26 protein-coding genes, 1 pseudogene and 1 other annotated feature are annotated in these 24,832 nt (G+C 38.2%); of the genes and pseudogenes, 3 read left to right on the plus strand and 24 right to left on the minus strand.

The features are described from left to right. Window positions 1–125: 125 nt before the first annotated feature. From KSHG_RS06340 to ruvA, 7 genes are all read right to left on the minus strand, one after another. A complete protein-coding gene (locus KSHG_RS06340) occupies window positions 126–1,964 on the minus strand; it encodes a S8 family peptidase (RefSeq protein WP_010303550.1) in 1,839 nt (612 codons plus the stop codon). A 219-nt stretch (window positions 1,965–2,183) separates the two neighbouring features. Further along, window positions 2,184–4,460 carry a protein translocase subunit SecDF gene (secDF, locus tag KSHG_RS06345; RefSeq protein WP_010303551.1) on the minus strand — a complete coding sequence of 759 codons (2,277 nt, stop codon included), beginning with the start codon at window positions 4,458–4,460 and terminating at the stop codon, window positions 2,184–2,186. A 356-nt stretch (window positions 4,461–4,816) separates the two neighbouring features. Next, window positions 4,817–5,095 carry a preprotein translocase subunit YajC gene (yajC, locus tag KSHG_RS06350; protein ID WP_010303552.1) on the minus strand — a complete coding sequence of 93 codons (279 nt, stop codon included), beginning with the start codon at window positions 5,093–5,095 and terminating at the stop codon, window positions 4,817–4,819. 47 nt (window positions 5,096–5,142) lie between these two features. After that, complete coding sequence (tgt, locus tag KSHG_RS06355) at window positions 5,143–6,294, minus strand: tRNA guanosine(34) transglycosylase Tgt (protein ID WP_010303553.1); 1,152 nt, start codon at window positions 6,292–6,294, stop codon at window positions 5,143–5,145. A 3-nt stretch (window positions 6,295–6,297) separates the two neighbouring features. After that, window positions 6,298–7,344, minus strand: coding sequence for a tRNA preQ1(34) S-adenosylmethionine ribosyltransferase-isomerase QueA (gene queA / locus KSHG_RS06360; protein WP_010303554.1), 1,047 nt, complete (start codon window positions 7,342–7,344; stop codon window positions 6,298–6,300). 20 nt (window positions 7,345–7,364) lie between these two features. Next, window positions 7,365–8,372, minus strand: a complete 1,008-nt coding sequence (ruvB, locus tag KSHG_RS06365; RefSeq protein WP_010303555.1) for a Holliday junction branch migration DNA helicase RuvB — start codon at window positions 8,370–8,372, stop codon at window positions 7,365–7,367. Window positions 8,373–8,387: 15 nt separating this feature from the next. After that, entirely contained in the window at window positions 8,388–9,008 is a 621-nt protein-coding gene (gene ruvA, locus KSHG_RS06370; RefSeq protein WP_010303558.1) for a Holliday junction branch migration protein RuvA, read from the minus strand. A 177-nt stretch (window positions 9,009–9,185) separates the two neighbouring features. Between ruvA and KSHG_RS06375 the strand changes: the two genes are divergently transcribed. After that, on the plus strand, window positions 9,186–9,719 hold the full coding sequence (locus KSHG_RS06375) for a transcription repressor NadR (RefSeq protein ID WP_010303560.1): 534 nt from the start codon (window positions 9,186–9,188) through the stop codon (window positions 9,717–9,719). A gap of 65 nt (window positions 9,720–9,784) precedes the next feature. Here the strand turns inward: KSHG_RS06375 and pheA are convergent, their stop codons facing one another. The 16 genes and pseudogenes from pheA to KSHG_RS06455 all read right to left on the minus strand — a co-directional run bounded on the left by pheA (window position 9,785) and on the right by KSHG_RS06455 (window position 21,131). Next, entirely contained in the window at window positions 9,785–10,651 is an 867-nt protein-coding gene (gene pheA / locus KSHG_RS06380) for a prephenate dehydratase (protein WP_010303562.1), read from the minus strand. Between the two features lie 18 nt (window positions 10,652–10,669). Beyond that, window positions 10,670–11,125, minus strand: a complete 456-nt coding sequence (locus KSHG_RS06385; RefSeq protein WP_010303563.1) for an ACT domain-containing protein — start codon at window positions 11,123–11,125, stop codon at window positions 10,670–10,672. Window positions 11,126–11,149: 24 nt separating this feature from the next. Continuing rightward, window positions 11,150–12,436, minus strand: a complete 1,287-nt coding sequence (obgE, locus tag KSHG_RS06390; protein ID WP_010303565.1) for a GTPase ObgE — start codon at window positions 12,434–12,436, stop codon at window positions 11,150–11,152. Window positions 12,437–12,439: 3 nt separating this feature from the next. Then, window positions 12,440–12,973, minus strand: a complete 534-nt coding sequence (locus KSHG_RS06395) for a Spo0B domain-containing protein (protein ID WP_026022522.1) — start codon at window positions 12,971–12,973, stop codon at window positions 12,440–12,442. 192 nt (window positions 12,974–13,165) lie between these two features. Continuing rightward, window positions 13,166–13,462 (minus strand): 50S ribosomal protein L27, encoded by a 297-nt coding sequence (rpmA, locus tag KSHG_RS06400; RefSeq protein WP_010303568.1) that lies wholly within the window; start codon window positions 13,460–13,462, stop codon window positions 13,166–13,168. 12 nt (window positions 13,463–13,474) lie between these two features. Next, complete coding sequence (locus tag KSHG_RS06405; protein ID WP_010303570.1) at window positions 13,475–13,816, minus strand: ribosomal-processing cysteine protease Prp; 342 nt, start codon at window positions 13,814–13,816, stop codon at window positions 13,475–13,477. Window positions 13,817–13,832: 16 nt separating this feature from the next. After that, on the minus strand, window positions 13,833–14,141 hold the full coding sequence (gene rplU / locus KSHG_RS06410; RefSeq protein WP_010303571.1) for a 50S ribosomal protein L21: 309 nt from the start codon (window positions 14,139–14,141) through the stop codon (window positions 13,833–13,835). A 13-nt stretch (window positions 14,142–14,154) separates the two neighbouring features. Further along, window positions 14,155–14,236: a sequence feature (ribosomal protein L21 leader region), on the minus strand. A 143-nt stretch (window positions 14,237–14,379) separates the two neighbouring features. Then, window positions 14,380–15,177 carry a septum site-determining protein MinD gene (minD, locus tag KSHG_RS06415; protein WP_010303574.1) on the minus strand — a complete coding sequence of 266 codons (798 nt, stop codon included), beginning with the start codon at window positions 15,175–15,177 and terminating at the stop codon, window positions 14,380–14,382. A 1-nt stretch (window position 15,178) separates the two neighbouring features. Next, window positions 15,179–15,856, minus strand: a complete 678-nt coding sequence (locus KSHG_RS06420; RefSeq protein ID WP_010303575.1) for a septum site-determining protein MinC — start codon at window positions 15,854–15,856, stop codon at window positions 15,179–15,181. 21 nt (window positions 15,857–15,877) lie between these two features. Further along, window positions 15,878–16,408 (minus strand): rod shape-determining protein MreD, encoded by a 531-nt coding sequence (gene mreD / locus KSHG_RS06425; protein WP_010303577.1) that lies wholly within the window; start codon window positions 16,406–16,408, stop codon window positions 15,878–15,880. Continuing rightward, window positions 16,409–17,302 (minus strand): annotated as a pseudogene (gene mreC / locus KSHG_RS16270) (rod shape-determining protein MreC). Between the two features lie 12 nt (window positions 17,303–17,314). After that, window positions 17,315–18,334: a rod shape-determining protein gene (locus KSHG_RS06435; RefSeq protein ID WP_010303581.1), complete on the minus strand. Its 1,020-nt coding sequence runs from the start codon at window positions 18,332–18,334 to the stop codon at window positions 17,315–17,317. 96 nt (window positions 18,335–18,430) lie between these two features. Continuing rightward, window positions 18,431–19,102: a RadC family protein gene (gene radC, locus KSHG_RS06440; RefSeq protein WP_010303582.1), complete on the minus strand. Its 672-nt coding sequence runs from the start codon at window positions 19,100–19,102 to the stop codon at window positions 18,431–18,433. A 148-nt stretch (window positions 19,103–19,250) separates the two neighbouring features. Then, complete coding sequence (locus tag KSHG_RS06445; RefSeq protein ID WP_010303583.1) at window positions 19,251–19,580, minus strand: hypothetical protein; 330 nt, start codon at window positions 19,578–19,580, stop codon at window positions 19,251–19,253. 205 nt (window positions 19,581–19,785) lie between these two features. Continuing rightward, window positions 19,786–20,532, minus strand: coding sequence for a hypothetical protein (locus KSHG_RS06450; RefSeq protein ID WP_010303584.1), 747 nt, complete (start codon window positions 20,530–20,532; stop codon window positions 19,786–19,788). Next, window positions 20,532–21,131, minus strand: a complete 600-nt coding sequence (locus tag KSHG_RS06455) for a hypothetical protein (protein WP_010303585.1) — start codon at window positions 21,129–21,131, stop codon at window positions 20,532–20,534. The genes KSHG_RS06450 and KSHG_RS06455 overlap by 1 nt, the downstream gene beginning before the upstream one ends. A gap of 304 nt (window positions 21,132–21,435) precedes the next feature. On the opposite strand from KSHG_RS06455, the gene KSHG_RS06460 reads away from it, so the two are divergent. Together KSHG_RS06460 and KSHG_RS06465 are read left to right on the plus strand one after the other, a co-directional pair. Next, a complete protein-coding gene (locus KSHG_RS06460; RefSeq protein ID WP_010303586.1) occupies window positions 21,436–21,897 on the plus strand; it encodes a hypothetical protein in 462 nt (153 codons plus the stop codon). Further along, window positions 21,884–23,458: an AsmA family protein gene (locus KSHG_RS06465; protein ID WP_235728347.1), complete on the plus strand. Its 1,575-nt coding sequence runs from the start codon at window positions 21,884–21,886 to the stop codon at window positions 23,456–23,458. The genes KSHG_RS06460 and KSHG_RS06465 overlap by 14 nt, the downstream gene beginning before the upstream one ends. Window positions 23,459–23,499: 41 nt before the next feature. On the opposite strand, the gene KSHG_RS06470 is transcribed toward KSHG_RS06465, so the two are convergent. Then, the gene (locus KSHG_RS06470) at window positions 23,500–24,756 is read right to left on the minus strand and encodes a bifunctional folylpolyglutamate synthase/dihydrofolate synthase (RefSeq protein WP_010303588.1); all 1,257 of its coding nucleotides are present in this window, start codon (window positions 24,754–24,756) and stop codon (window positions 23,500–23,502) included. Window positions 24,757–24,832: the final 76 nt, after the last annotated feature.

Consider the following 24,832-nt stretch of genomic DNA (forward strand, 5'->3'; position numbering starts at 1 on the left):
TGTGTATCATTTGGCATTTTTTACGTTGCTTTCATTTTTTTAAAAGTAACGTCTAACAAAAATAAGCCTTCTTTTCACCGAGCAGATGAAAAGAAGGCTTATTTATTTTATTCAATTAAAATGAATTATTTCACTACAAATCGAACGACGAAAGGTGTCGTTACTTTTTTATTTTTCGTCGTTTTCAATGACGCATTGTTTATGACGATGACGTAATGTCCTTTCGTCAACGTGTTTTTCATCTTAACTTGAACCCATTTTCCTTTTTTATCTTTTTTAAGCGTTACACCCGAAACCGCTTTACCAGCTTTAAACACTTTTACATTAGACGTTTTCACAGTTGACGGTTTGATTGCCGTTGTAAACGTCAACTTCGTATATTTTTTCTTTTTCATCTGCGTTAAATTTGTCGCTTTTAATTTCGATGATTTAACAGCGCTTGAAATCGAAACCGCTTTGATTTTTTTACGGTAATTCGTAATAAATTTTTTCTCTGGAGAAGCTAATTCATAATAGACCGAATAGAGTGGAGCGAATTGCGTCATGAAATTAAGCGACTTTCCTTTTTGCAACGTCGTAATCCATTTCGTAATCGTCACTTGATGACTCGAAACGTATTTTTGTGCATCACTTTGAACTTTTACTTTTTTCGATGTAGAAGCTGTCGGTAAGCTTGAAGCAGGCATATTAGGTGTCACTACTTTACTTGTGTCTTGTGAAACCGTCACTTTTTTCGGATCGAATGATGCAAAATTAACGAATCCATTGCCGTACGAATTGTCGAACCCTTTCGCACCATAATCGACTGTATTTGCAAGAAGCACTTCCTTCAATTGCTTCGGTGTATACGTCGGGAATTTTTCTTTTAATAGTGCGATGACCCCTGCTATTTCTGGCGATGCAAAAGATGTCCCACTACTTCGAACGATTGCGCCTTCTAGACCAATAGCTGGAATATTTTCACCCGGTGCGACGACATCAATGGCTTTACCTCCATTTGAAAAACTAGAAACGTTGTTCATGTTATCTGTTGCGCCAACGGCAATAACATTATCAAATGCAGCGGGATATAAAACGGGCGCTAAAATTCCATTTTTACTATCATTCCCTGTAGCAGAGACAATCGTAATTCCAGCTTTCGTCGCTTTAGCAATCGCATTTTTTAACGTAGCGCCTGCACCATTCGTTTGTAAATCACTGGCCGATAATGAAACGCCTAACGAAATATTTAACACATCGATTTTATTTGCAATCGACCACTCAATCGCTGAAGCAATATTCGATAATTCTGCCCCTAGCCCTGGCTCTGTCACTTTCAAACTATACAATTCTACGTTCGGCGCAATTCCTGAATACGTATAAGACAGCTTCGTTGAACTAGTACTGTTTGGATTTGAATAAAATTGAACCGCTTTAGGTGCTGTTGAAATAACACTTGCGACACGCGTTCCATGATTTTCAACATCTTCTGGATTACTTTCGTCCGTTGCTGTAGTTAAGTCATCTGCTACGAATGATAATTTTTTCACATTTTGAAACATCGTTAAATTTTTGACACCGGTATCAATCATTGCTACTTTGATTCCCTTACCTGTCAGTTGATTTTGCCATAATTTTTGAATACTTAAACGTTCAATATTCCACGTAGGATTTTTCATATTCGTCAGTGTATGAGAGTCTGTACTTGCCGGACTCAGACGAAGTGATTTTTTTTGAATCGATTGAATTTCAGGTGATTGTTTTAATATTTGTAACGCTTGTTTCGTAAAAGCACCTTCAACAGTTTGAAGCACGTCAAAATCTTTTACGATTCGCGTTGCATTTTTTTCAATTAATTGCTTACCTGCCTCTGATTTATATACGATAAATACATCATCATAATCCGCTGCTTGTGCTAGTTGAGGTGCTACAGCACTTATTGTAAACGTTGCAACGAGGGCACACGCCCATTTTTTCCAGTTCATCGTTTCGTTCTCCTGTCTATGTAAAATGTTCATCCACGATTACGCTTGAATTGAAAATATTGTACCATATTAACTAGCATCTCTAATGACTTCTATGTATCATTTGTATTACAAATTCATGTTTCAACATCCGCGAACAACTGATTTATTGTTTTCAGCACAAAAAAGCAGGCATTCTTTTGAATGCCTGCTTTTTATTTATGGGAATCGTAATACCGGTTAAACCATCGGCTCGTCAGAACCCCATTTACTTTCTTTTTTACCTACATCTAATTTACCATCTTGTTTCTTCATTTGGCGTACTTTGAATACGTACCAAATTTGAGCCGCAATGTAAATTGAAGAGTACACACCTGTAATTAAACCGATCAATAAAGCAAGTGCGAACGTTTGGATTGATGTTGCGCCGAAGATCATCAATGCAATAACAACGACTAATACAGTGGCAACCGTGTTCACTGAACGACCGAGCGTTTGACGTAACGATTTATTTACAATATGTGCAAGTTCTTCTGATGTTCGGATCACCCCGATACGATGTAAGTTTTCACGAATCCGGTCAAACGTTACAATCGTATCATTAATAGAATAACCGACAATCGTCAGTACTGCTGCGATAAATGTAATGTCTACTTCAATACGGAATAAGCTGAAAATGGCAACCATGAAGAAAACATCATGTAACAAGGCAACGATTGTCGCAACACCCATGCGCCATTCAAAGCGAACAGCTACGTAAATAATAATACCAAGTGCCGCATACAATAATGCTTTAATCGCATTTGCCGCTAACTCTTTACCAATCGTTGGAGAAACAGAACTAATTGCCACTTCTGTATCTTTCCCGTACTCATCTTGCATATGTGCTTTAAATTGTTTCACTTCGTCTTTGGAGAAGTCCTGTGTGAAACGAAGCACAGCAGTTTGTGACTTATCACCAGCGATTGAAATATCTTTTGGTGTTAAACCTTCTGCAGTCATTACTTTTTCAACTTCATCGGATTTTAACGTTTGAGACGTTTGAACTTCGACACGTGAACCACTTGTGAAGTCGACGCCTAAATTCAGTTTGAAAATTCCTAGAATAATCATACCGGCTAAAATCAAGACGATTGAAATCGTAAAGAATTTACGACGATTGTGTACAAAATCGACACGGTCGAATTTTGTTTTCAAATCTAGCGTATCAACGCCTTCTGATAATTTATGAACACGTTTTTTATTAACACCGAACAACCAAGGTTTATTGTCTAAATAGCCTGATTTCACGAGTAGTCCTAATAAAATACGTGTACCCCATACAGCAGTTACAAATGTCACGACGATACTAATGATTAACGTTGTCGCGAACCCTTTTACGCTACTCGTACCGAAATAGAACAGTACTGCGGCTGCTAAAAGCGTCGTAATATTCGCATCAAAAATGGCAGTGAATGAAGATTTAGAACCTGCTTGGAAGGCTGCTTTCGTAGACTTACCAACGCGTAATTCTTCTTTTATTCGCTCGTACATTAAAATGTTCGCATCGACAGCCATCCCGATCCCGAGCACGAGTGCTGCAATACCTGGAAGTGTCAGAACGGCATGAATCATACCGAAGATCCATAACACGATAAATGTAAACACGACTAATGTAAGGTTTGCAATTAAACCTGGTAAACGATAAACGACTAACATGAAGATGAAGATTAATGCTACACCGATTAAACTTGCAAATACGGTTGCTTTTAATGCATCATCCCCGAATTGTGCCCCAACAGAAGTTGAGTACAATTCAACGAGTTTCGCTGGTAATGCCCCTGCATTTAAAATACCGGCTAAGTCTTTCGTTTCTTGTACGGTGAAGTTCCCTGTAATTTGAACGTCACTCGTATTTAATGTTTCAGATACTCTTGCTGCAGAAGCGTACGCAGGTTTTTCTTTTTTAGCTTCTTCTACGTACGAATCTCCTTTAGCATAGTCTAACCAAATGACTAATAAATTTTCACCTTCAGGACGTTGTGACAGTTCAGAGGTGATTTTTGCAAACTTCTCTGAATCTTTCAGTTTCAACGATACCATTGGACTGTTATTTTGATCAAAACCTGCTTTCGCCCCACCTTGAACGAGGTCTTTCCCGTCTAGTAAAAGCTTATTATCTACGTCACGGAACGTTAAGTTCGCTTGGTTTGATAATACGTCACGTGCTTGGTCTTGGTTTTTAACACCTGCTAATTGCACACGTATACGGTCTTTTCCTTCAATTTGGATGCTTGGCTCAGATACACCTAATACGTTAACACGTCTTGAAATGGCATCTGCTGTTGCCTTCACATCTTCTTCCGTTACTACCCCATCAGCTTTCAATGGTTTTACTTGATATAGAACTTCAAAGCCACCTTGTAGGTCAAGACCTAGGTTGATGTCTTTTAAGACTCCATTGACCGTTGTGCCCATCGCAGCAAATAATGCGACGATGATCAGTAAGAAAGCAACGATACGACTTCTTAATTTCATCTAAAAATCCTCCTCAAAGAGTGAATGAATATGTAATGAAGCTCATGACCTCACGTCATACTTATTCAATTAAGCCAATTATGAAACACTACGTATTGCCTGTCAAATCAACTCCTTATTTTAGAATTTCTTTTCCTTCCAACTTGAAGGGGTTATATCCAATAAAATTATATCATTCAATTTTGGAAAATGGTGTTTTTTCTATATATTTGAAAAAAATATGCCTTAAAAAACAAGATTTTTTACACGTATAATTCAAAACACACACTTTTCTGCTTTCTTTTCCATGAAAAAAGGAGTTGCGTCTAAACGCAACTCCTTTTTATGCATAAACATATGTCGTATGACGATGTGAATTATGCTTTTTTTGTTGTATCAAGTTCTACAACACGTTGGATTGCTGCACGTTCGAAACGAACTTTTGCACCATCCTCTACTGTTAATACGACTGTTTGATCGTCGATTGCATCAACCGTACCGTGTAAACCACCAATTGTTACAACTGTATTTCCACGAGAAATGTTATTTTGCATTTCTTGTTGTTTTTTACGTTGTTTTTGACTTGGACGGATTAATAGTAAATACATCAAAGCAATGATAATAATCATCGGTAAAAGATTAGTTAAAGTACCCATTTATTCATATCCCCCTTTCTCTCTATCAACATACTATTATACTAGATTTAGAAGTTTTTTGCATTCGGTTTGTTGAAACCGTATTTTTCGAAAAATTCTTCTTTGAAATCGCCTAGACGGTCTTCGCGAATCGCTTGACGTACTTGACGCATTAAGTTTTGTAAGAAGTGTAAATTGTGCGTAGATGTTAAACGAATACCGAATGTTTCATCCGCTTTAATTAAGTGTCGAATGTACGCTTTCGTATAGTTTTTACATGTGTAACAATCACATTCTGGATCAAGTGGTGTAAAGTCCTCTTTATATTTCGCATTTTTCACAACGACACGACCTTGACTTGTCATACATGTACCGTTACGCGCAATACGTGTTGGTAGTACGCAGTCAAACATATCAATCCCACGAATAGAGCCGTCGATTAATGAGTCTGGAGAACCGACACCCATTAAATAACGTGGTTTGTCTGCTGGCATTAAAGGTGTTGTATATTCAAGCATACGGTTCATAATATCTTTAGGTTCACCAACTGAAAGACCACCGATTGCATATCCAGGGAAGTCCATTGCAACTAAATCTTTTGCAGATTGTTTACGTAAATCTTCGTATTCTCCCCCTTGAATAATACCGAATAAACCTTGTTCATCTGAACGAGCATGTGCTTCTTTACAACGAGCAGCCCAGCGTGTCGTACGTTCAACAGATGCTTTCATGTATTCGTATGTTGCAGGGAATGGTGGACATTCATCAAACGCCATCATAATATCTGCGCCTAAAGCATTTTGAATTTCCATTGCTTTTTCAGGGCTTAAGAACATTTTTGACCCGTTTAAGTGGTTACGGAAATGAACGCCTTCTTCTGTGATTTTACGCATATCTGAAAGTGAAAATACTTGGAAGCCACCTGAATCGGTAAGAATAGCACCGTCCCAGTTCATAAATTTGTGTAAGCCACCTGCTTGCTTAACAATTTCATGACCTGGACGTAACCATAAATGATACGTATTTGATAAGATTATATTCGCACCCATTGCTTTAATTTCTTCTGGTGCCATTGTTTTCACGGTTGCTTGTGTTCCTACTGGCATAAATGCTGGTGTTTCAAAAGAGCCGTGAGGTGTATGAACAATTCCTAAACGAGCTCCTGTTTGTTTACATGTTTTAATTAATTCATAACGAATTGGTGGTTGTTGTTGAGACATTGATTAAATTCCTTTCTTTTTTGGACGAATGAACATTGCATCTCCGAAACTGAAGAAACGATATTTATTTTCTACCGCATTTTTATATGCGTTTAGAACGTGCTCGCGACCTGCCAAAGCACTAATCATCATAACTAATGAAGATTTTGGTAAGTGGAAGTTTGTTACCATACCGTCAATTGCTTTGTATTCAAAACCTGGATAAATGAAGATTTTTGACCAACCAGATTCAGGAATAATTTTACCGTCATTGTTTTGCGCAACTGTTTCTAACGTACGTGTCGATGTTGTACCGACTGCAATGACACGACCGCCATTCGCTTTCGTATCGTTAATTACTTTCGCTGTGCCTTCTGGTAAATTGTAAAACTCTGCATGCATATCATGTTCTTCGATATTATCTGTGCTTACTGGACGGAAAGTACCGATACCAACGTGTAATGTAACGAATGCTACTTCAACACCTTTTGCACGAATTTGATCTAAGATTTCTTCTGTAAAATGTAAACCTGCTGTTGGTGCTGCTGCAGAGCCTAATTCTTTAGAATAAACTGTTTGATAACGTTCTTGGTCATCTAGTTTTTCATGAATGTATGGAGGTAGTGGCATCGTACCTAATTTTTCAAGAATTTCAATGAAAATACCTTCGTAATTAAATTTAAACGTACGACCACCGTGATCCATTTCACCTGTACATGTCGCTGTTAGTAATCCTTTACCGAATGTAACAGTCGTACCAACTTTAATACGTTTCGCTGGTTTTACTAACGTTTCCCATTCATCGTCTGAATTTTGTTTAATTAGTAACACTTCAATGTGCGCGCCTGTTTCTTCTTTTTCACCGATTAAACGTGCAGGTAATACACGTGTATCGTTTAAAATTAAGCAGTCGCCTTTTTCTAATTCGTCTACGATATGTGGGAAATGGTGATGTTCTATCACACCTGTATCTTTATCAAGTACCATTAAACGGCTTGCCGCACGATTTTCTAAAGGTACTTGTGCAATTAATTCTTCTGGTAAATAGTAATCAAAATCTTCTAATTTCATTTTTTATTTCCTTCTTTTCCTTAATTTTCTGATGGGTAGCTGTATCCAAAATGCGCGTAGGCCAAAGCTGTTGCCATGCGTCCTCTAGGTGTTCGCTGAACAAAACCGATTTGCATCAAATACGGTTCGTACACATCTTCAATCGTCATCGATTCTTCCCCAATACTTGCTGCAATCGTATCTAAACCGACAGGACCCCCTCGGAAGCGTTCAATCATCGTTTCCATCAGCTTTCGGTCAATATGGTCTAAACCAAGAGGATCTACTTGTAATAGCTCTAATGCTGTTTTAGACAATGACATCGTAATATCTCCGTCACCCAAAACTTGTGCATAGTCACGCACTCGTTTTAAAAGACGGTTCGCAATTCGTGGTGTCCCACGAGAACGGCGTGCTAACTCCATTGAAGCAGGAAGGTCGATTGCCACATCAAACAGCGTTGCACTACGCATCACAATTTCAGCTAGAGACTGCTCATCATAATAGTCCAACCGTAATAATACACCAAAACGGTCTCGAAGTGGAGCAGATAATGCTCCAGAGCGCGTTGTCGCCCCAACTAATGTAAATGGTGGTAAATCTAGGCGGACAGAACGTGCTGTCGGACCTTTACCAACGACAATATCTAAACAAAAATCTTCCATCGCCGGATAAAGAACTTCTTCAATGGCACGTGGTAAGCGATGAATTTCATCAATAAATAACACGTCTCCAGGTTCTAGGCTACTTAAAATGGCAGCTAAATCACCTGGTCTCTCAATTGCTGGGCCACTTGTCATTTTAATATTGACCCCCATCTCATTCGCAATGACCGCTGCAAGTGTCGTTTTACCGAGCCCTGGTGGACCGTATAACAACACATGATCGAGTGATTCTTCACGAAGCTTTGCCGCTTCAATAAAGATTTTCAAATTTTTCTTCACTTTATGTTGCCCGATATATTGTGCTAAATTTTGCGGACGTAACGACAATTCAAAAGATTCATCAAATTCTGTTGCATTACTTGTTACGACACGTTCATCTTCCATCGTACGCCCTCCTTTCTATTGTTGTTTCAGCAATAATTTTAATGCCTGTTTCATATAAGCTTCCGTCGTCGTTAAACGTTCATCGTCTTCTAAAATCGGCGTAATTTTTTCTAATTCTTTTTCAGAATAACCAAGTGCACCTAGTGCTAACTTCGCTTCTTCTAACTCATGTTTAAATGGATTGACGCCGAACAATGGTAATTCATCTTCTGCACTACGCAGCTCGATATTTTCCAAAAATTGATCCAGCTTCCCTTTTAAATCGAGAATCATTTGACGTGCTGTTTTTTTACCGACACCTGGGAATTTCACTAAGAATTTCTCGTCTTCCTGCTCAATCGCGGCAACGACATCATTCGGTGTCCCACTGCCGACGATTGCTAACGCCCCTTTAGGTCCGATTCCTGATACTTGGATTAACTTTCTGAACAATTCTCGTTGTTCCAAAGAAACAAATCCAAACAATTGATGTGCGTCTTCACGCACTTGTAAATGTGTAAACACTTGAACTATTTCATTGCTCAACTGAAAAGCATATGGATTCGGTGTATTCAATTGATATCCAATGCCCGCTTGTTCTACGACAATATATTCAGGTGTAATACGTGTAACTTGCCCTTTTATGTAATCGTACATGATTCATCCTCACTTCCAGCTTGCGTTGTAATCGTTTATTCGTACACGCAAAGCATACAAACACATATTCTCATTTTATCATAAGTTGTTTCGTTAATCAGTTTTTAAACGAACAGAATTGATTTTACATGGTAAACTATGTAGGAACATGTATGAAACGCATTTTGAGGTGATTGGATGAAAAAATTATTAGGGGAAGAACGTCGCGCTTTTTTAACGGACCTTCTTAAAAACACACAACAAGCCATTACAGGTACCGATTTAGCGAAGCAAACAAATGTTTCGCGACAAGTCATCGTCAACGATATGGCTTTATTGAAAGCACGTAACGAGCCGATTATTGCAACGAGCCAAGGCTATATGTATTTACAAGCTGAAAAAGATATTTATTTTGAAAAACAAGTAGCAAGTCATCATACAGAAGAACGTACAGAAGAAGAACTTCAGTTATTAGTAGATGCTGGCGTCTCGGTGAAAGATGTGACAATCGTTCATCCTGTTTACGGAGATTTGACCGCTTCGATTATGGTGTCAAACCGATATGATGTGCAACAATTTATAAAGAAAATGCAAGCAACGGCAGCTAGTCCCCTTCTTTCTTTGACAGAAGGGGCTCATTTACACACGTTAGTAGCTGACTCCGAAGAGAAATTAAATCGCGCTATTCAAACGTTACAACTCAACGGATTTTTACCGAAAGAAGACGCTTAAACAACATTATGATTACTATAAAAAAAGCCTCCCGAAACAATTGTTTCAGGAGGCTTTTGAGCTTTTTATGCTTGATCAAATATATAATAACTGCCGAGTGATTTGACAGAACAACCGAGTGCATGCAATTCTTCAAGCGCACCTTGCATCATGGGAGCTCTTTCATCTTCTAAAATGTCTACGACGAAAAAATAGTCGCCTAACCCTGTCTTCAATGGTCTCGATTCAATTTTACTTAAATTGAGTTTTCTCCAAGCAAAAACAGATAATAGTTGATGAAGCGCACCCGGATCATCGTTCGGTAACTTCACCATAAAGGTCGTTTTTATTTGATTTACTTCTCGTTTTTCAATTCGTAAATTACTTTTTGATAAAACGAAGAAGCGCGTATGGTTAAAATGGAAATCATGTATGTTGCGTTCCACAATCGTCAACCCGTATTGCTCAGCTGCTGCTTCATTTGCAATCGATGCAATGCATTCATCAGGACGTTCGGAAACGTACTGTGCTGCAGCTGCTGTTGAAGATTTAGGTTCTTGTGGTATACCACGGAAACGATAATGTAAATATTTATGACATTGAGCAAGCGCATGTGAATGTGAATAAATGTGCTGGATGTTTTCCCAATTCGCTGATTGAGATGGATGCACCATCAAATTTTGTGCAATAGGAATCGACAATTCAGCTGCCACAAACAAGTTTGCCTCATGATATAAATAATCAATCGTAAGCGGTACGATGCCTTCTAACGCATTTTCGATAGGTACGACAGCTAAATCTACCTGTCCTTCTGAAACCGCCTCTATACACTCTGGAATGGTCTTAATTGGCACGAGCCAATCTTTTTGAAACATTTGTTTCGTAGCCAGATGTGTAAATGTTCCTTCTGGCCCTAAATAAGCTACCCTATTTTCCCACTCTTTTTCTGCCACTTAAAAAGCTCCCCTCTACTATAACGCTCCTGAACTAATAACCTCAGCTGATTCTACAAAATCTAATTTTTTTAGATGTTGCAGCAATTCATCTAATTCAACGTCCATCGCCGTTACATCAAGAGATAACGTGACATTCGCTCTTCCTTGAATTGGAATCGTTTGATGAATCGTTAACACATTACAGTGCGTTTCCGTCACTGTTGAAAGTAAGCGCGCTAACGTTCCTTTGCGATCTTCCAATTGTAAAAACACCGTCAAAATGCGTTCTTGTACAATTGAATGGAAGGGGAAAACAGCATCTCGATACTTATAAAAAGCGCTTCGAGATAAATCGACTTCTTTTACAGCATCCCAAATTGAAGACACTGCTCCAGTTTGTAACAAGTGTTTTGCTTGTAATGTTTTTTGCATGGCATCCGTCAATACATCTTCACGGACTAAAAAGTAACGTTGATCCGCTACATTTTTCATGTTTTTCCCCCCTATCACGAATAACTATTCGACGAATTCAAATTCAAATTTTAAGATACGTACGACATCGCCATTTTCGATTCCATTTTTACGAAGTTCTTCGTCAACACCCATACCGCGCATCTGACGAGAGAAACGACGTACAGACTCTTCACGACTAAAGTCTGTCATCTTGAATAGACGCTCAATCGTATCTCCACTTAATACGAACGTACCATCTTCATCACGGGAAACGACGAAGTCAGGACCTTTGATTTCATGTTTATACAATACCGTTGCGTCTGTTTCTTCTTCTACATCATGAAGTAAAAATTCTGGTGTTACATCTAGCAATGTATTTATTTCATACAATACTTCTTGTAAACCTTGACGAGAAATAGCTGAAATTGGGAATACTTTCACGTCTTCACCAATTTTCGTACGGAATTCTGCTAAATTTTCTTCTGCATTTGGCATATCCATTTTGTTTGCTACAACAATTTGAGGACGTTCAGTTAAACGTAAATTGTATTCTTCTAATTCTTTATTGATTGTTAAGTAGTCTTCGTAAGGATCGCGACCTTCCATACCACTCATATCAATAACGTGCACGATAACACGTGTACGCTCGATATGACGTAAGAATTGGTGACCTAAACCGACACCTTGTGCAGCCCCTTCAATTAGACCCGGTAAATCTGCCATTGCGAATGATTTACCTTCATCTACTTGAACCATTCCTAAATTTGGAACAATTGTTGTGAAGTGGTAAGCACCAATCTTCGGTTTTGCAGATGATACGACTGATAATAATGTAGATTTCCCTACACTTGGAAAACCAACTAAACCAACATCTGCTAAAACTTTCAATTCTAATATAACATCTAGCTCTTGTCCTGGCTCGCCTTTTTCAGATAATTCTGGCGCTGGGTTCGCAGGAGTTGCGAAACGAGAGTTACCGCGACCTCCACGACCTCCTCTAGCAATAATTGCTTCTTGGCCATTTTCAACTAAATCGGCAATAACACGACCTGTTTCAGCATCCGTTACGACCGTACCTGGTGGTACTGGCACAACGTATGGTTTTGCACCGCGACCGTGCGCGTTTTTGCTCATACCATTTTCACCTGATTGGGCTTTGAAGTGACGTTTGAAACGGAAATCCATTAACGTACGAAGACCTTCGTCTACTTTAAAGACTAGGTCGCCACCTTTACCACCATCACCGCCGGCTGGTCCACCGTTCGGAATAAATTTTTCACGACGGAAAGCAACCATACCATCACCGCCGTCGCCACCTTTGACGTATACTTTTACGTGGTCAACAAACATTGTTTAAATTCCCTCCTTATGGGCATAAATACAATAATGCCAATTACTTTGAGAAAATGATTCATCTTCCAAAAGTAACTCTGCATTTGTCAGCTCTAAATTCGGAGTCGCTGACGAACTCCCTTCATAATCAAACGTAATTTCAAAATCTGTTTTACTTGAAAAAACATTTAACGAAAGTCGTTGTTCTACTAACGGATCAATACCTTCTACAATTTGTTGAACGCTTTGTTCCAACAAATGTTCCAGAGGCTCGTCCCATTCTAGTTTTGCTACATCCTCAATCGTACATGTCACGCTTACTTGAAGCGCTGGATAACGCCAGGCAACTGTATGGAGCCATTCAGTTGTCTGTGGAATACATAATCTATTTATATTAAAAAAGTTTTGAGAATGAGTCGCCATTTTTTGGACAGCTTCCTCAACGTCTTCAATTCGATTTAAATCTAAATTTATTTTGACAAGTTGTAGCTGGTTCATCATATCGTGATGCATGAACCGCAACACCTCATTAACCGTTATTCGTCGTTCTGTCACAACTACACGCTCCTTTTGATGAGATGTTCATAACTATTAGTATACCAATTTTCTTTCATTTATGCGTTATGAAATGTATTGCATTGAATTTATTTTATTTCAATAAAAAAAGAACGACTCTGCGAATTTCGCGAGAGCCGATTTCTTTCACAAAAAAAGGACTGCAACTCGTGCAGTCCTTTTGCTCTTAAATTAAGCTTCTTGAGCTACAGGATAAACGCTAACTTTCTTTTTATCGCGGCCAAGACGTTCGAATTTTACGACGCCATTAACTTTTGCGAATAAAGTATCGTCACCACCGCGACCAACGTTTTCACCAGGATAGATTTTAGTACCGCGTTGACGGTAAATAATCATACCAGCTTTAGCGAATTGACCATCAGCACGTTTAGCGCCTAAGCGTTTTGACTGAGAGTCACGACCGTTTTTAGTAGAACCTACACCTTTTTTAGATGAGAAGAACTGTAAATCTAAAGATACTAGTAACATATGTTCCACCTCCTAAACCATCTTATATTTTAATTCGATAAATTCTCCGTAACTAGCAACCATCGTATACACTTGAGTTACCATCGTTTGAAGAATAATTTGCAGTTTTGCATCGGTTTCAGAATCAAGATCGGAAGGATCAATAACGACAGATAAAAATCCGCCTTCTTCACCTTGCTCGATTCCGGGTGTGATTTGTAAGATTGAGTTGATTGCATTGACCGTACCAAAGGCAATGGCAGATGCACCAGCGCAAACTAAATCTCTACCAGGATCGCCTGAATAGGCATGACCTGAAATTTCAAAGCCATATGACTTGCGATCTTCAGTGGACTGAATTTCTACAGTAATCATAATATCACCTCGTAAATTAAGCGTTGATAGCTTCAACAACTAATTTAGTGTATGGTTGACGGTGACCTTGTTTACGACGATAGTTCTTTTTAGCTTTAAGTTTGAAAATTGTCACTTTCTTTTGACGACCTTGTTTTTCAACTTTAGCTGTAACAGTAGCGCCTTCCACGAATGGAGCACCAACTTTAACAGCTTCACCACCAACGAAAAGAACTTTGTCGAAAGTTACCACTTCACCAGCTTCAGCGTTGATTTTTTCAACGTAGATTTCTTGGCCAGCTTCAACTTTGATTTGTTTACCACCAGTTTCGATAATTGCGTACATAACTGCACCTCCTTAATAGACTCAGACTCGCCTTCAAGCTAGTGGTTCTTCGAAAAAAACACTTTAAAACTAGTTCAGAGCGGTTGTAGCACGGGTGCTACATAACGTTACAAATCATATCATACGAGCATTAGAGCGTCAAGAATAATTGCAAAATAACTTTAGTTGCAAAATATTCTCATAATTCTAATGAAAAAAATCGTTTTCAAAAACGATAAAGTTCTTGAAAACGATTCTTTTACTTTTTAAACATTGATTTCAATTTAGAGAAGAAACTAGGTTTTTCTCTTTCTAGCGTCATCAATGGAACAGATTCACCTAACACACGTCGTACGATATTACGATACGCTTTCGAAGCAATACTCGTTGGGTCCATGACAATAGGTTCTCCTTTATTAGAAGAACTAATGACATGTTCGTCATCCGGAATAATCCCTAATAGTTCAATCGACAAATGCGTCGTAATTTCGTTAACATCTAATGTTTCACCACGGTCCATCATATCTGGACGTATACGGTTAATAATCAATTTAGGTGGTTCAATACTTTCTTGCTCTAACAAACCAATGATACGGTCAGCATCGCGCACCGCTGAAATTTCTGGAGTCGTCACGACAATCGCACGGTCTGCACCTGCTACTGCGTTTTTATACCCTTGTTCAATCCCTGCTGGGCAGTCGATTAAAATAAAATCGAACTCCTCTTTTAAGTCTTCAATCAAAACTTTCATCTGTTGCGGTGTCACTGCTGTTTTATCGGAAGTCTGTGCTGCTGGCAATAGGAATAATAGTTCATCAAAGCGTTTGTCTTTCACGAGTGCCTGATGCACTTTACAGCGTCCTTCAACGACGTCTACTAAATCGTAAATAATTCGGTTTTCTAAACCTAAAATAACATCTAGGTTACGTAAACCGATATCTGTATCGACTAAGCACACTTTTTTTCCTTGAAGTGCCAATGCAGTACCTAAATTTGCAGAAGTTGTTGTTTTACCAACTCCTCCTTTACCAGAAGTGATTACAATAGCTTCCCCCACATTAGCTTCCTCCTTTTATCGTTGCCAAATTCGGTCTAATACTTCGTAAGTTTTGTAGGCGATCGATTACAATATGTCCATTATCATGTAAATAAGCACATTCCATTTCTGGTCTTTCAGAAAGGATTGTCGTTTCATTCGTCATGATTTCAAGTACATCATCAATCATTAAATGCGTTGCTTCCAACCAAGATGCGATAATAACAGCTTCTCGATTGCCACCTTTACCGGCTTGAACAACACCTTTAACACGTCCTAACACATAAATACTTCCCGTAGCTTCAACTTTCCCATTTGGGTTAATATCACCTATGATGACAACGTCACCTTCTATTTTCAGTACTTGTCCTGAACGGACAATACCGATATATGTAGAAGATTGATGTTTCAACACACGTTGATTACTTTCCTCAACTGTTAAAACATCGCTCTTGATTTTTGAAACGGTTACTTGTTGAGTTTCTTCTACAACACTCAACAATTTCTTTAATTTTTCGTGTGTACAATAGCGATTTCCTAAATGAATTTGGATATCTAAATGATCTGCTTCTTTATGCTGCGGAACTACTTTTGTTGACTGCAAAGCCTCTAGCAAATCTTCATAACCACATTGGTCATCCAATTTCAATACGAGGCCTTCTTTTGTCCCTTTGATTGTCACTAGTTGCTTCGTTGCCAAACTATACACCTCATTTTCAGATTATAAAATCGATCTGTTCGCTTTTTCGAATGAACGGTATTCAAATAAATATTTAAACACCCAGCCTAGCAATACAACGAAAATGACATTCGCAATCATCGTTGGTAGTAAGCGTGTATTTAAAAATTCAGTGAATGTAACATCCGTAATAACTCCGATAAGTACAAAGAAGCTATACATAACAACTTCTAATACCGCAATTAAGAGTAGCGCTACTGTCGAAGTAACAACTAGATGTTGGTGTATATATTTTACAGTAGAACCAGCAATAAAACAAATTACAGGGTATAAAACCGTATAGAGACCAATAATATCGATGTAAATAATGTCATTTAACAATCCGAAAATCAATCCATAAATCATCGCTTTTTTACGATCGTAATAAATGGCAAAGAAAATCAAAAATAAAATTAAAAAACGTGGCACTAAGTAAATAACTTGATTTTGCATCTCAATAGGTGAAAAAAGAGAAAATGTTGTTTCAGCAAAGAATAAAGCAATCGCAACGATTGGTATGAGGAAACGCGTCATCTATTTTTCATCTCCTACTGTCTTATTCGTAGAGGCGCCGTCTGAGCCATCAACCGAAACTGAGCTACGTTTTGCAATGATGACATGATCTAGCATCGTAAAGTCCGCAGCTGGTTTAATGTAAGCAGATTTCGTCAAACCGTAGTCATCCGTTTCTACTTTTGTTACTTCCCCGATTAAAATACCTTTAGGGAAAATGCCACCTAAACCAGAAGTCGTTACTTTATCCCCTTTTTTAACAGACAGTTCAGAATCAATACGTTTCATAATAAGTAAACCGTTTTTACGATCGTATCCTTCGATTAAGCCATTCGTTTCTTTTTCTTATTTGCAATAGTCGCAGACACACGGTAGTTCGTATTATTCGTCGATAATAACTCTACTTCAGCTGTTTTTGGTGTCGTTTGCACAATTTTCCCTACTAAGCCTTGCGCTGTCAATACGGCCATATTCACTTTCACACCATCATTTGAGCCTTGATTTAAAATCAGCTTTTCTTCCCATTGATCTGGGTTTCGCGCAATAACATTCGCTTGAATCGGGTCATATTTACGTAAGTCATCTTTTTTCTTCACAAGTTTTAACAAACGTTCATTTTCCACATTCAGTTCAGTTACTTCTGCTTTCAACGTACCGAATTCCTCTAAACGTTCTTTTAAACGTTTATTTTCTTCATACGTATTCACCATGGCATCAATATCTTTAATAAATCCCGTAACATAGTTCGTTGGCTTTGCAACAATAGATTGTGCAAAACCAACGGTATCTTTCACGATTTTTTTCTGGTAAAGATGTTTTTTGTCGATCACTTAAGGATAAACTGATTAATGCCACGACTACGACGAAACCGATAATTAGAAAAATAAATTTTTTTCTGTTCATAAATTGTGGCATTGCTTAAGCCTCCTATTTTGTAGAGTTGCTTTTCACTAGGTCGATATTGTCTAATGCCATACCCGTACCCATAGCTACGCAGTCTAACGGTGTTTCAGCAATAAATACAGGCATATTTGTTTCATCACTAATTACTTTATCTAAGTTCTTAAGTAATGCACCACCGCCTGTAAGCACGATTCCGCGTTCCATAACGTCTGCAGAAAGTTCTGGAGGAGTTTGTTCTAATGTTTTCTTAACACCTGCAATGATTGCAAGGATTGATTCACGTAAAGCTTCTACAACTTCAACTGAAGAAATTTCAATTGTTTTTGGTAAACCTGTTACTAAATCACGACCGCGGATTTCCATTTTTTCTTCTGGAGATCCTTCTGTAGAAGCAGAACCGATTTCCATTTTAATCGCTTCTGCAGTACGTTCACCGATTGTTAAGTTATATTGTTTGCGGATATATGAAATGATTGCGTGGTCCATTGCATCACCTGCTACGCGTACAGATTCACTCGTAACGATACCGCCTAATGAAATGACAGCGACTTCTGTCGTACCGCCACCTATATCAACGACCATAGAGCCAGTTGGTTCCCAAACTGGTAAATTTGCGCCGATTGCTGCTGCAAATGGTTCTTCGATTGTGAACGCATCTTTTGCACCTGCTTGACGAGCTGCATCAATTACTGCACGTTTCTCAACTGAAGTAATACCGTATGGTACACAAATCATAACGTTTGGTTTTTTAAAGTTACTACCAGAAGCTTTCATTGCCTCTTTTAAATAATAACTAATCATCGTTGTTGTAATATCAAAATCTGCAATTACGCCATCTTTCATTGGACGAATTGCTACGATTGATCCTGGTGTACGACCAATCATATTTTTAGCGTCATTACCGACTGCTACAATGCTACCTGTTTGTGTATTTTTTGCTACTACTGAAGGTTCTCGTAAAACGATCCCCTTCCCTTTAATAAATACCAATGTATTCGCTGTGCCGAGGTCAATACCGACATCTTTCCCGCCTAATCCAAACACTATTTGCTCTTCCTTTCTCTGAAGCTGTTACTTTTAACTAGCTGTCTTAAAATCATACGTTTCATTATAACGAAAAAACTTAGAAATTTACAGTACTTACATAAAACCTTTCTCTTTTAAACTAATAAATTGCTCGTCACCAATAATGACGTGATCTAAAAGTTCAATTCCGAGTATATGTCCGGCCTTTTTGATTCGTTTCGTAACCTCAATATCTTCGGGACTCGGTGAAGGGTTGCCAGATGGATGATTATGCGCACAAATGATAGAAGCTGTTGAACGTTTGACCGCCTCTCGAAAAATTTCACGAGGGTGGACAATACTAGCCGTCAAACTCCCGATGAAAACCGTTTGTCTATGAATAATTTGATTTTTAACATTCAAATACAGGACGACGAAATGTTCTTGCTTTAACGACGATAAATCACTCATTAAAAAATCGGCTGCATCTTCTGGTGACCGGATCGTCGTCAAATTTTGCACTTGTCGATCGTATACACGTCGACCAAATTCAAGTGCGGCAAGCAGTTCAATTGCCTTTACTTTCCCAATACCATTTACTTGCGTGAGTTCTTCGATCACAGCATCTTTTATCTCTGTAACGTGAGAAAACTTGTTTAACAATTGCGAAGCTAACTGCGTAGCAGACTGCTCTTTGACACCAGTTCGCAAAAGAATCGCCAGTAATTCTTGATTGCTCAGTTGACGCGCTCCTACTTGGCACAATCTCTCCCTCGGTTGCTCTAAAGCTTGAATCGATTGCATCATCGTAGAACCACCTTCTGTCCTAGCATTTTACGCAAATACTTTTCGGTATGTTTTACAACACCATATAAATCGTGAACGCCATCAATCATAATGAATGAGGATGATTCTTCAATTATATTATAACTAAAATTCAACGAAAAAGGTTTCCTTACATTAATATATTTTGCAATATTTTTTCTTTATTTCCTATACGGAAATATAATTCTAATGTTTCAATTTTTTTATAGTACCAAATAGCGAGGAACACTCGAACGAATAGACCTTTGGGCTTACACACAGTTTTAGACGTAATCGAAATACCTATATTGTGCTTTTCATGCCTTGGCATTAATTGGACGAGTTGGTGAATCGCATCGTTAAATTTTTCATTTGGCCATAAATCTAAAAAGGCAATTTGCCCATGAATACGTTCATATTTCGATGTAATCCTCTCTATAACTGTCGTACTAAAAAGTTGTGGATTAATTAAATAAATCATAAACACCCTCCTTTCCTCTATACTACAAATTGTCTATCATTCCAACAAACAGCCCAAAAAAGACGTTCTCTACGAAAAACAGCGCAAAAAACAATATTCATTCTAAAAGAACGCGTATTTATGCCAATTACGTCATTTATGCCACGAAAAAAAGGAGTATGCGTTAAAACACATACTCCTTTTACTACATGCATAACGACACGTCTTATTTTGACGTATCGTCTGCTTTTTTATTCGACTCGTTCGTTGCTTTTGTTTCGGTTACGACTGGCGCTTCATAATACATTGCTGTTACTTGAATTTTAGCTGCAACGACATCATTTGCTGTTGAATCCGAAGCATCTGGTGCTTCAAATTTCACTTTTTCAACGATGTACATACGCGGTGCTTGTTCTAATTGTCCAATAAAGTTGCGAATATCTTCTTCCGTATACGCATTGACAGCTAATTGTACTGTTACTAAATGTGTATATTTCGGTAATGTCCCTTTTGGAATATCAGAAACTGGCGTTGCATCTGCTGCATAACTTCCTTTTTCTTCAGCTTCTGTTAAAGCGGTCATCGGTGTCATCGTCGTATCTACTTTACTTTGTGCATCGTACGCATTGAAAATAAAGTTTGTAATTTGTGTTGAGCTTGAAGATTCAGCTGCTTGTAAATCATCCGTAAGCGTATCTAAATGAATACCATCCGGCACTTGCGCTGCCATTTCCGTCATATTCGCTGCTGATTTCGTAGCATTTTTATTCGTCGTTGTTTTTGTCAACGCCGCTTTTTTCACTTGTAAGCTTTGTACTTCATCACGTTGTGTCGCTACTTTTTCTTCTAATGCTGCACGTTTATCCATTTGGGGATTCAATAAATACACGTATAGCACGTATGAAATAGCAATCGCGGCAATAATGATCAGTACGTACGTAATTGGCTTAGATTTTTTCGTTTTTTCTGCCATTATTGTTTCCCCGCTTTCTGTTGTGCTTTTTGCAGTTGCACTTTATTAAGCGTTACATTGTAAACAGCTTGATAGCGAGCAGTCGTTGCAATATCTGGTTTAGATGCTAATTCATCTTCAGATACTGGTGTATAAGCGGCTACTTTATCCATTTTTACATTTTCAAAAATATCTTTATTTTTGACTAATGCTTTTTCATAAGCTGTCGCATCTTGTAGTGTAGAGAAATTCATTTTAATTTGAAGACCTGATTCATTAAAAGTAATACCTGTTAACGCCGCATCATCCGTTGCTTCTTTTAGAAGAACATCAAAAACAGGCGTTACTTGTAAACGCTCCTCTTTCGCAAAAGCGGTTGCCTCTTTCAAAATATTTTCAGGTAAACGCTGTTGCTTTTCTACATTTGTCGTTAATAAACTAATTTGTTCTGATAAATTTTCACTTTGCTTATCCGCATCTTTAATATCATTATGTACAAGAATGTAATTGATACCGAAAAACAGAATAATAATAGCGGCGATAAATGATGCAAATAATACCGCACCATTTCTTTTTGATTTTGGCTTATCAGATCGTTGTGTTGTTTCTTGTTGATCCATCGAAAAAACCCCTCTCTACTTGCGACTTTCTAATTATATCCCTTACCCCATAATACAAACGAAAAGACATTTTTTCAAATATTTAATGAATCTTTTCCACTTTATTTTAAAGGAACTATTTTTGATAATACTTCTAATTTCTAAACGTGACAACCGTATATTTCACAATGGTTACGATTTATATGTTATAAATAAAAATAATGTATAAAAAAACGATTTGATTTTACGTATTACACATTGAGAATCTTTGGAAAAACGCTTATGATTAAAGCGTTACGTTTCAACTAGGAAAGAAGGTCTATGTATGTCAAATAAACGATTGAATCAAATGTTAATCCTTATTATTTTAACGATTGCCACAATTGCGCTTTTCCGCCATCATCACGCGGAAATTCAAGCACAAAACAATCTCGTATCACAAGCCGCAGTTGCATCCGAAAAAGGACAACATGAAATCACACAACTTGCTACATTAAGTGCAGATTATTTAACTGCAAACAATATAGAAGCTTTTCATCAACTCGGGTATACGAAAAAAGAAAACAAACAATTCATTAAACATGATACAGCAAACGACTTAACGTACGTGTTCTCCGTACAACCTTCTAAAACGACTGACCATTTTTCTAAAACGGTTCTATCAATTTACAATGGCACAAAAACGAAAATAAACGAACAAAACCTACTCACAACACTTGAAACACGTACAACATGGAAAGCATCACCTTTCGACGAAATGGGGGGAATACTAGTTGTTGAAAAATAAAAAAATGACCATTTTTCTAAGTTTATTTGCCCTCGTACTGCTCATATGTGCTGTAGCATTTGCAGCCATAGAACAAACGAATGCAAAAGATCAAGCAAAGAAAATCCAATCCGAACAAACATCATCTAAAATGATTGCAAAAGCCGGACTAGAAACGGCGAAACAACAATACGATGAAGTCATCAAACAAGCGTACGATGAGACGATAGCACGCTACAACCAACTCTCTTCTACGGACCAAAAAGGTTTTGAAGTAGATGCTGTTTTTTATGCGCGTGCCCATCAATTGTTACGACCATTCATCGGGAAAGAACAGACATCAACTGACTACAATATCGTAAGAGGGAATGCACCTTCTACGACGACATTGCTTTCTCAAAACAAAGACGAATCCTATAAACTTCAAACGACAGCAACTGTCGGGAAATACGAAACGACCGTTTCGCAAAAATTTCAGTTAGAATTAAAAGTACCCGTTACGAAAACGAATAAAATTTACAATTATCAATATGCCATCCACGCAACGGAACAAGTCGTTGCTAAAAACGGTTCAAAAATCGTAGGCAATGTCGCTTCGACACATACGAAAGATATTCAAATTGATGCCTCTAGTTGCCAATACTTACAAGATACGAACGGTTACTACGATACGTGTTACAACGATGGAAATACAGATGCATCTCCACTAAAAATGAGAAATGCGCAATCATTTAACACGTATTTACCGACGTTCCCTTCTAAAGATGTGGAAACATTCGACGCTCTTCCTATTACAGAAGATGAACAATACTTACCAATTCCAAAAGAAGATCTTTATAAAGAAGTCGAAGAAGAAGACGGTACGATTCGTAAAGTGAAAAAAACAGACGAAGAACTTGAACCACTAAAAGTTTACTACGTACAAGATGGTGCTTTAACGATGGACAGCAAGACAGAAAGTGCGTTTACTACAACTAAACCTTACCGATTTAGTGAATCAGAAGTGCATTTTTCTACGATTATTATAGATGGCATTAATGCTACAATCGATATTGGAGACGGTGATCAAGTCGTACGTGTTGATTCACTTAGTTTATTAAACGGTGCAACATTAACCGTTAAAGGCTCTGGCACATTAAAACTATTCATTAAAAATTACACGGATACAGCCGGACAGATTGTTTCAGATTCCGCTTCTATTGAAACGTATATCGATGGCAAACAACCAATCGAATTCGATTCAAACTTCACATCACCAGGTCTTCTATACGTGAAATCAGCAGACCTTACACTACCTGGTGACGGTGGCTTTAAAGGAAACATTATTACCGGTGCAGACAAGCTAACCTTTACAGGGGGCGAAAATACGTTCAGCCAATTAATTTTGGCCCCGAAAGCAACGATTGTCTTAAAAAATGATGTCGTATTCCACGGTGCAATGATTGCGAAAAATGTTTTACTCGACCGTGCAACGCTTATTTTTTCAACACCAGATGAAGCTGTCCCGATTCCACTCGCAGTGGAGAAATTCGATACCCCTTTACAACTTACAAAATGGGATGCAATCGAAACAGCCTCTTAAAAATAAAAACTCGGAGTCCGATCGGATTCCGAGTTTTTTATTTATTGCCCTTTAAACGCTTCTAACAATTCATGACGCCATTGTGCTAATAAGTACAAAGAACCTGTCATTATGACAAATCCAGGTTCTTTTCTTTTTTCTACGACTGCTTGAAGTGCATTCTCCGCAACTTTCTTATGTGTCGCTTTTGAACGTTGCATCAATTCCTCTGCCGGCATTAATCGATGTTGCTCACGGTCGACTTCCACAAAAATAAAGTCGTCGCAAACTTCTTCTAGTTCTGCTAAAACACCATCGATATCTTTATCTTTTAATATGCCCATCACAATATGAATCGGCGCATCTTGAAATTGTTGTTTCATCGTTTCTTTTAACATTTTGGCACTTGCGGGGTTATGTGCTCCATCTAAAAAGACGTTGTGGCTAATTTGCTCAAAGCGCCCTGGAATCGTTGCTTTCGCAATACCTTGGCGAACGAGCGGCACTTGTAATGTTAGTGGAATTTTACTCGCCACTTCGATAAAAGCAGTAATTGCTAATCCCATATTATGCATTTGATGCTGTCCTTTTAATAGACGATGAAGATCGGTTATTTCCAACATGCCTTGTACGTAATTTTCCCCTGGTAACACATCAAAATCGAGTCCATCTACTTTTAACCTCGTGCCTACTCGTTCCGCTTGTTCTGTTATGACGTTCATTGCTTCTTCTTGTAAGGGACCGATGACACCTGTAGCACCTCGTTTTAAAATACCCGCTTTATGCCAAGCGATTTTTTCGATTGTATCACCTAAAAAATTCGTATGTTCCAGTGCGATACTCGGAATAATTGAAACGATCGGTTGCACGACATTCGTACTGTCAAAACGCCCACCAAGACCCGCTTCGATAATTGCAATATCGGGTTTATACAATCGACAAGCAACGAATGCGGCAGCCGTCAACAATTCAAAGTCCGTCAGCTCTCCACTCACTTCCGCTTTTTTCAAAACGGTAAAAATTTCATTCATTTGAAAAGGTTGAAGCGGTTCATTATTCACTTTTATTTGATCATGAACATCTTCAATACATGGCGATGTAAATGTCAGCGTTTTTAAGCCGTGCGTACGACAAATACTTTCAAGCATCGCAATCGTCGAGCCTTTACCATTCGTTCCTGCTACGTGAACGACGGGCACGTCCAACTCTGGATGCGTTAATTTGTCCATCGCTTGTTCTATAGCGGTTAAACCGGGTTTTATTACATCACTACTCATTACTTGAAATTGTTCTTTATACAAATCAAATCCTGGTATCAATGTTCGTCACCTTCTCTATTCTTTTCAATTTTTTCATGCTAAACTAGCTTTATTATACCATTTAACATTGGGGGCT

It is taken from the genome of Kurthia senegalensis, from assembly GCF_000285595.1.
In the GTDB taxonomy this organism is placed as follows: Bacteria; Bacillota; Bacilli; order Bacillales_A; family Planococcaceae; genus Kurthia; species Kurthia senegalensis.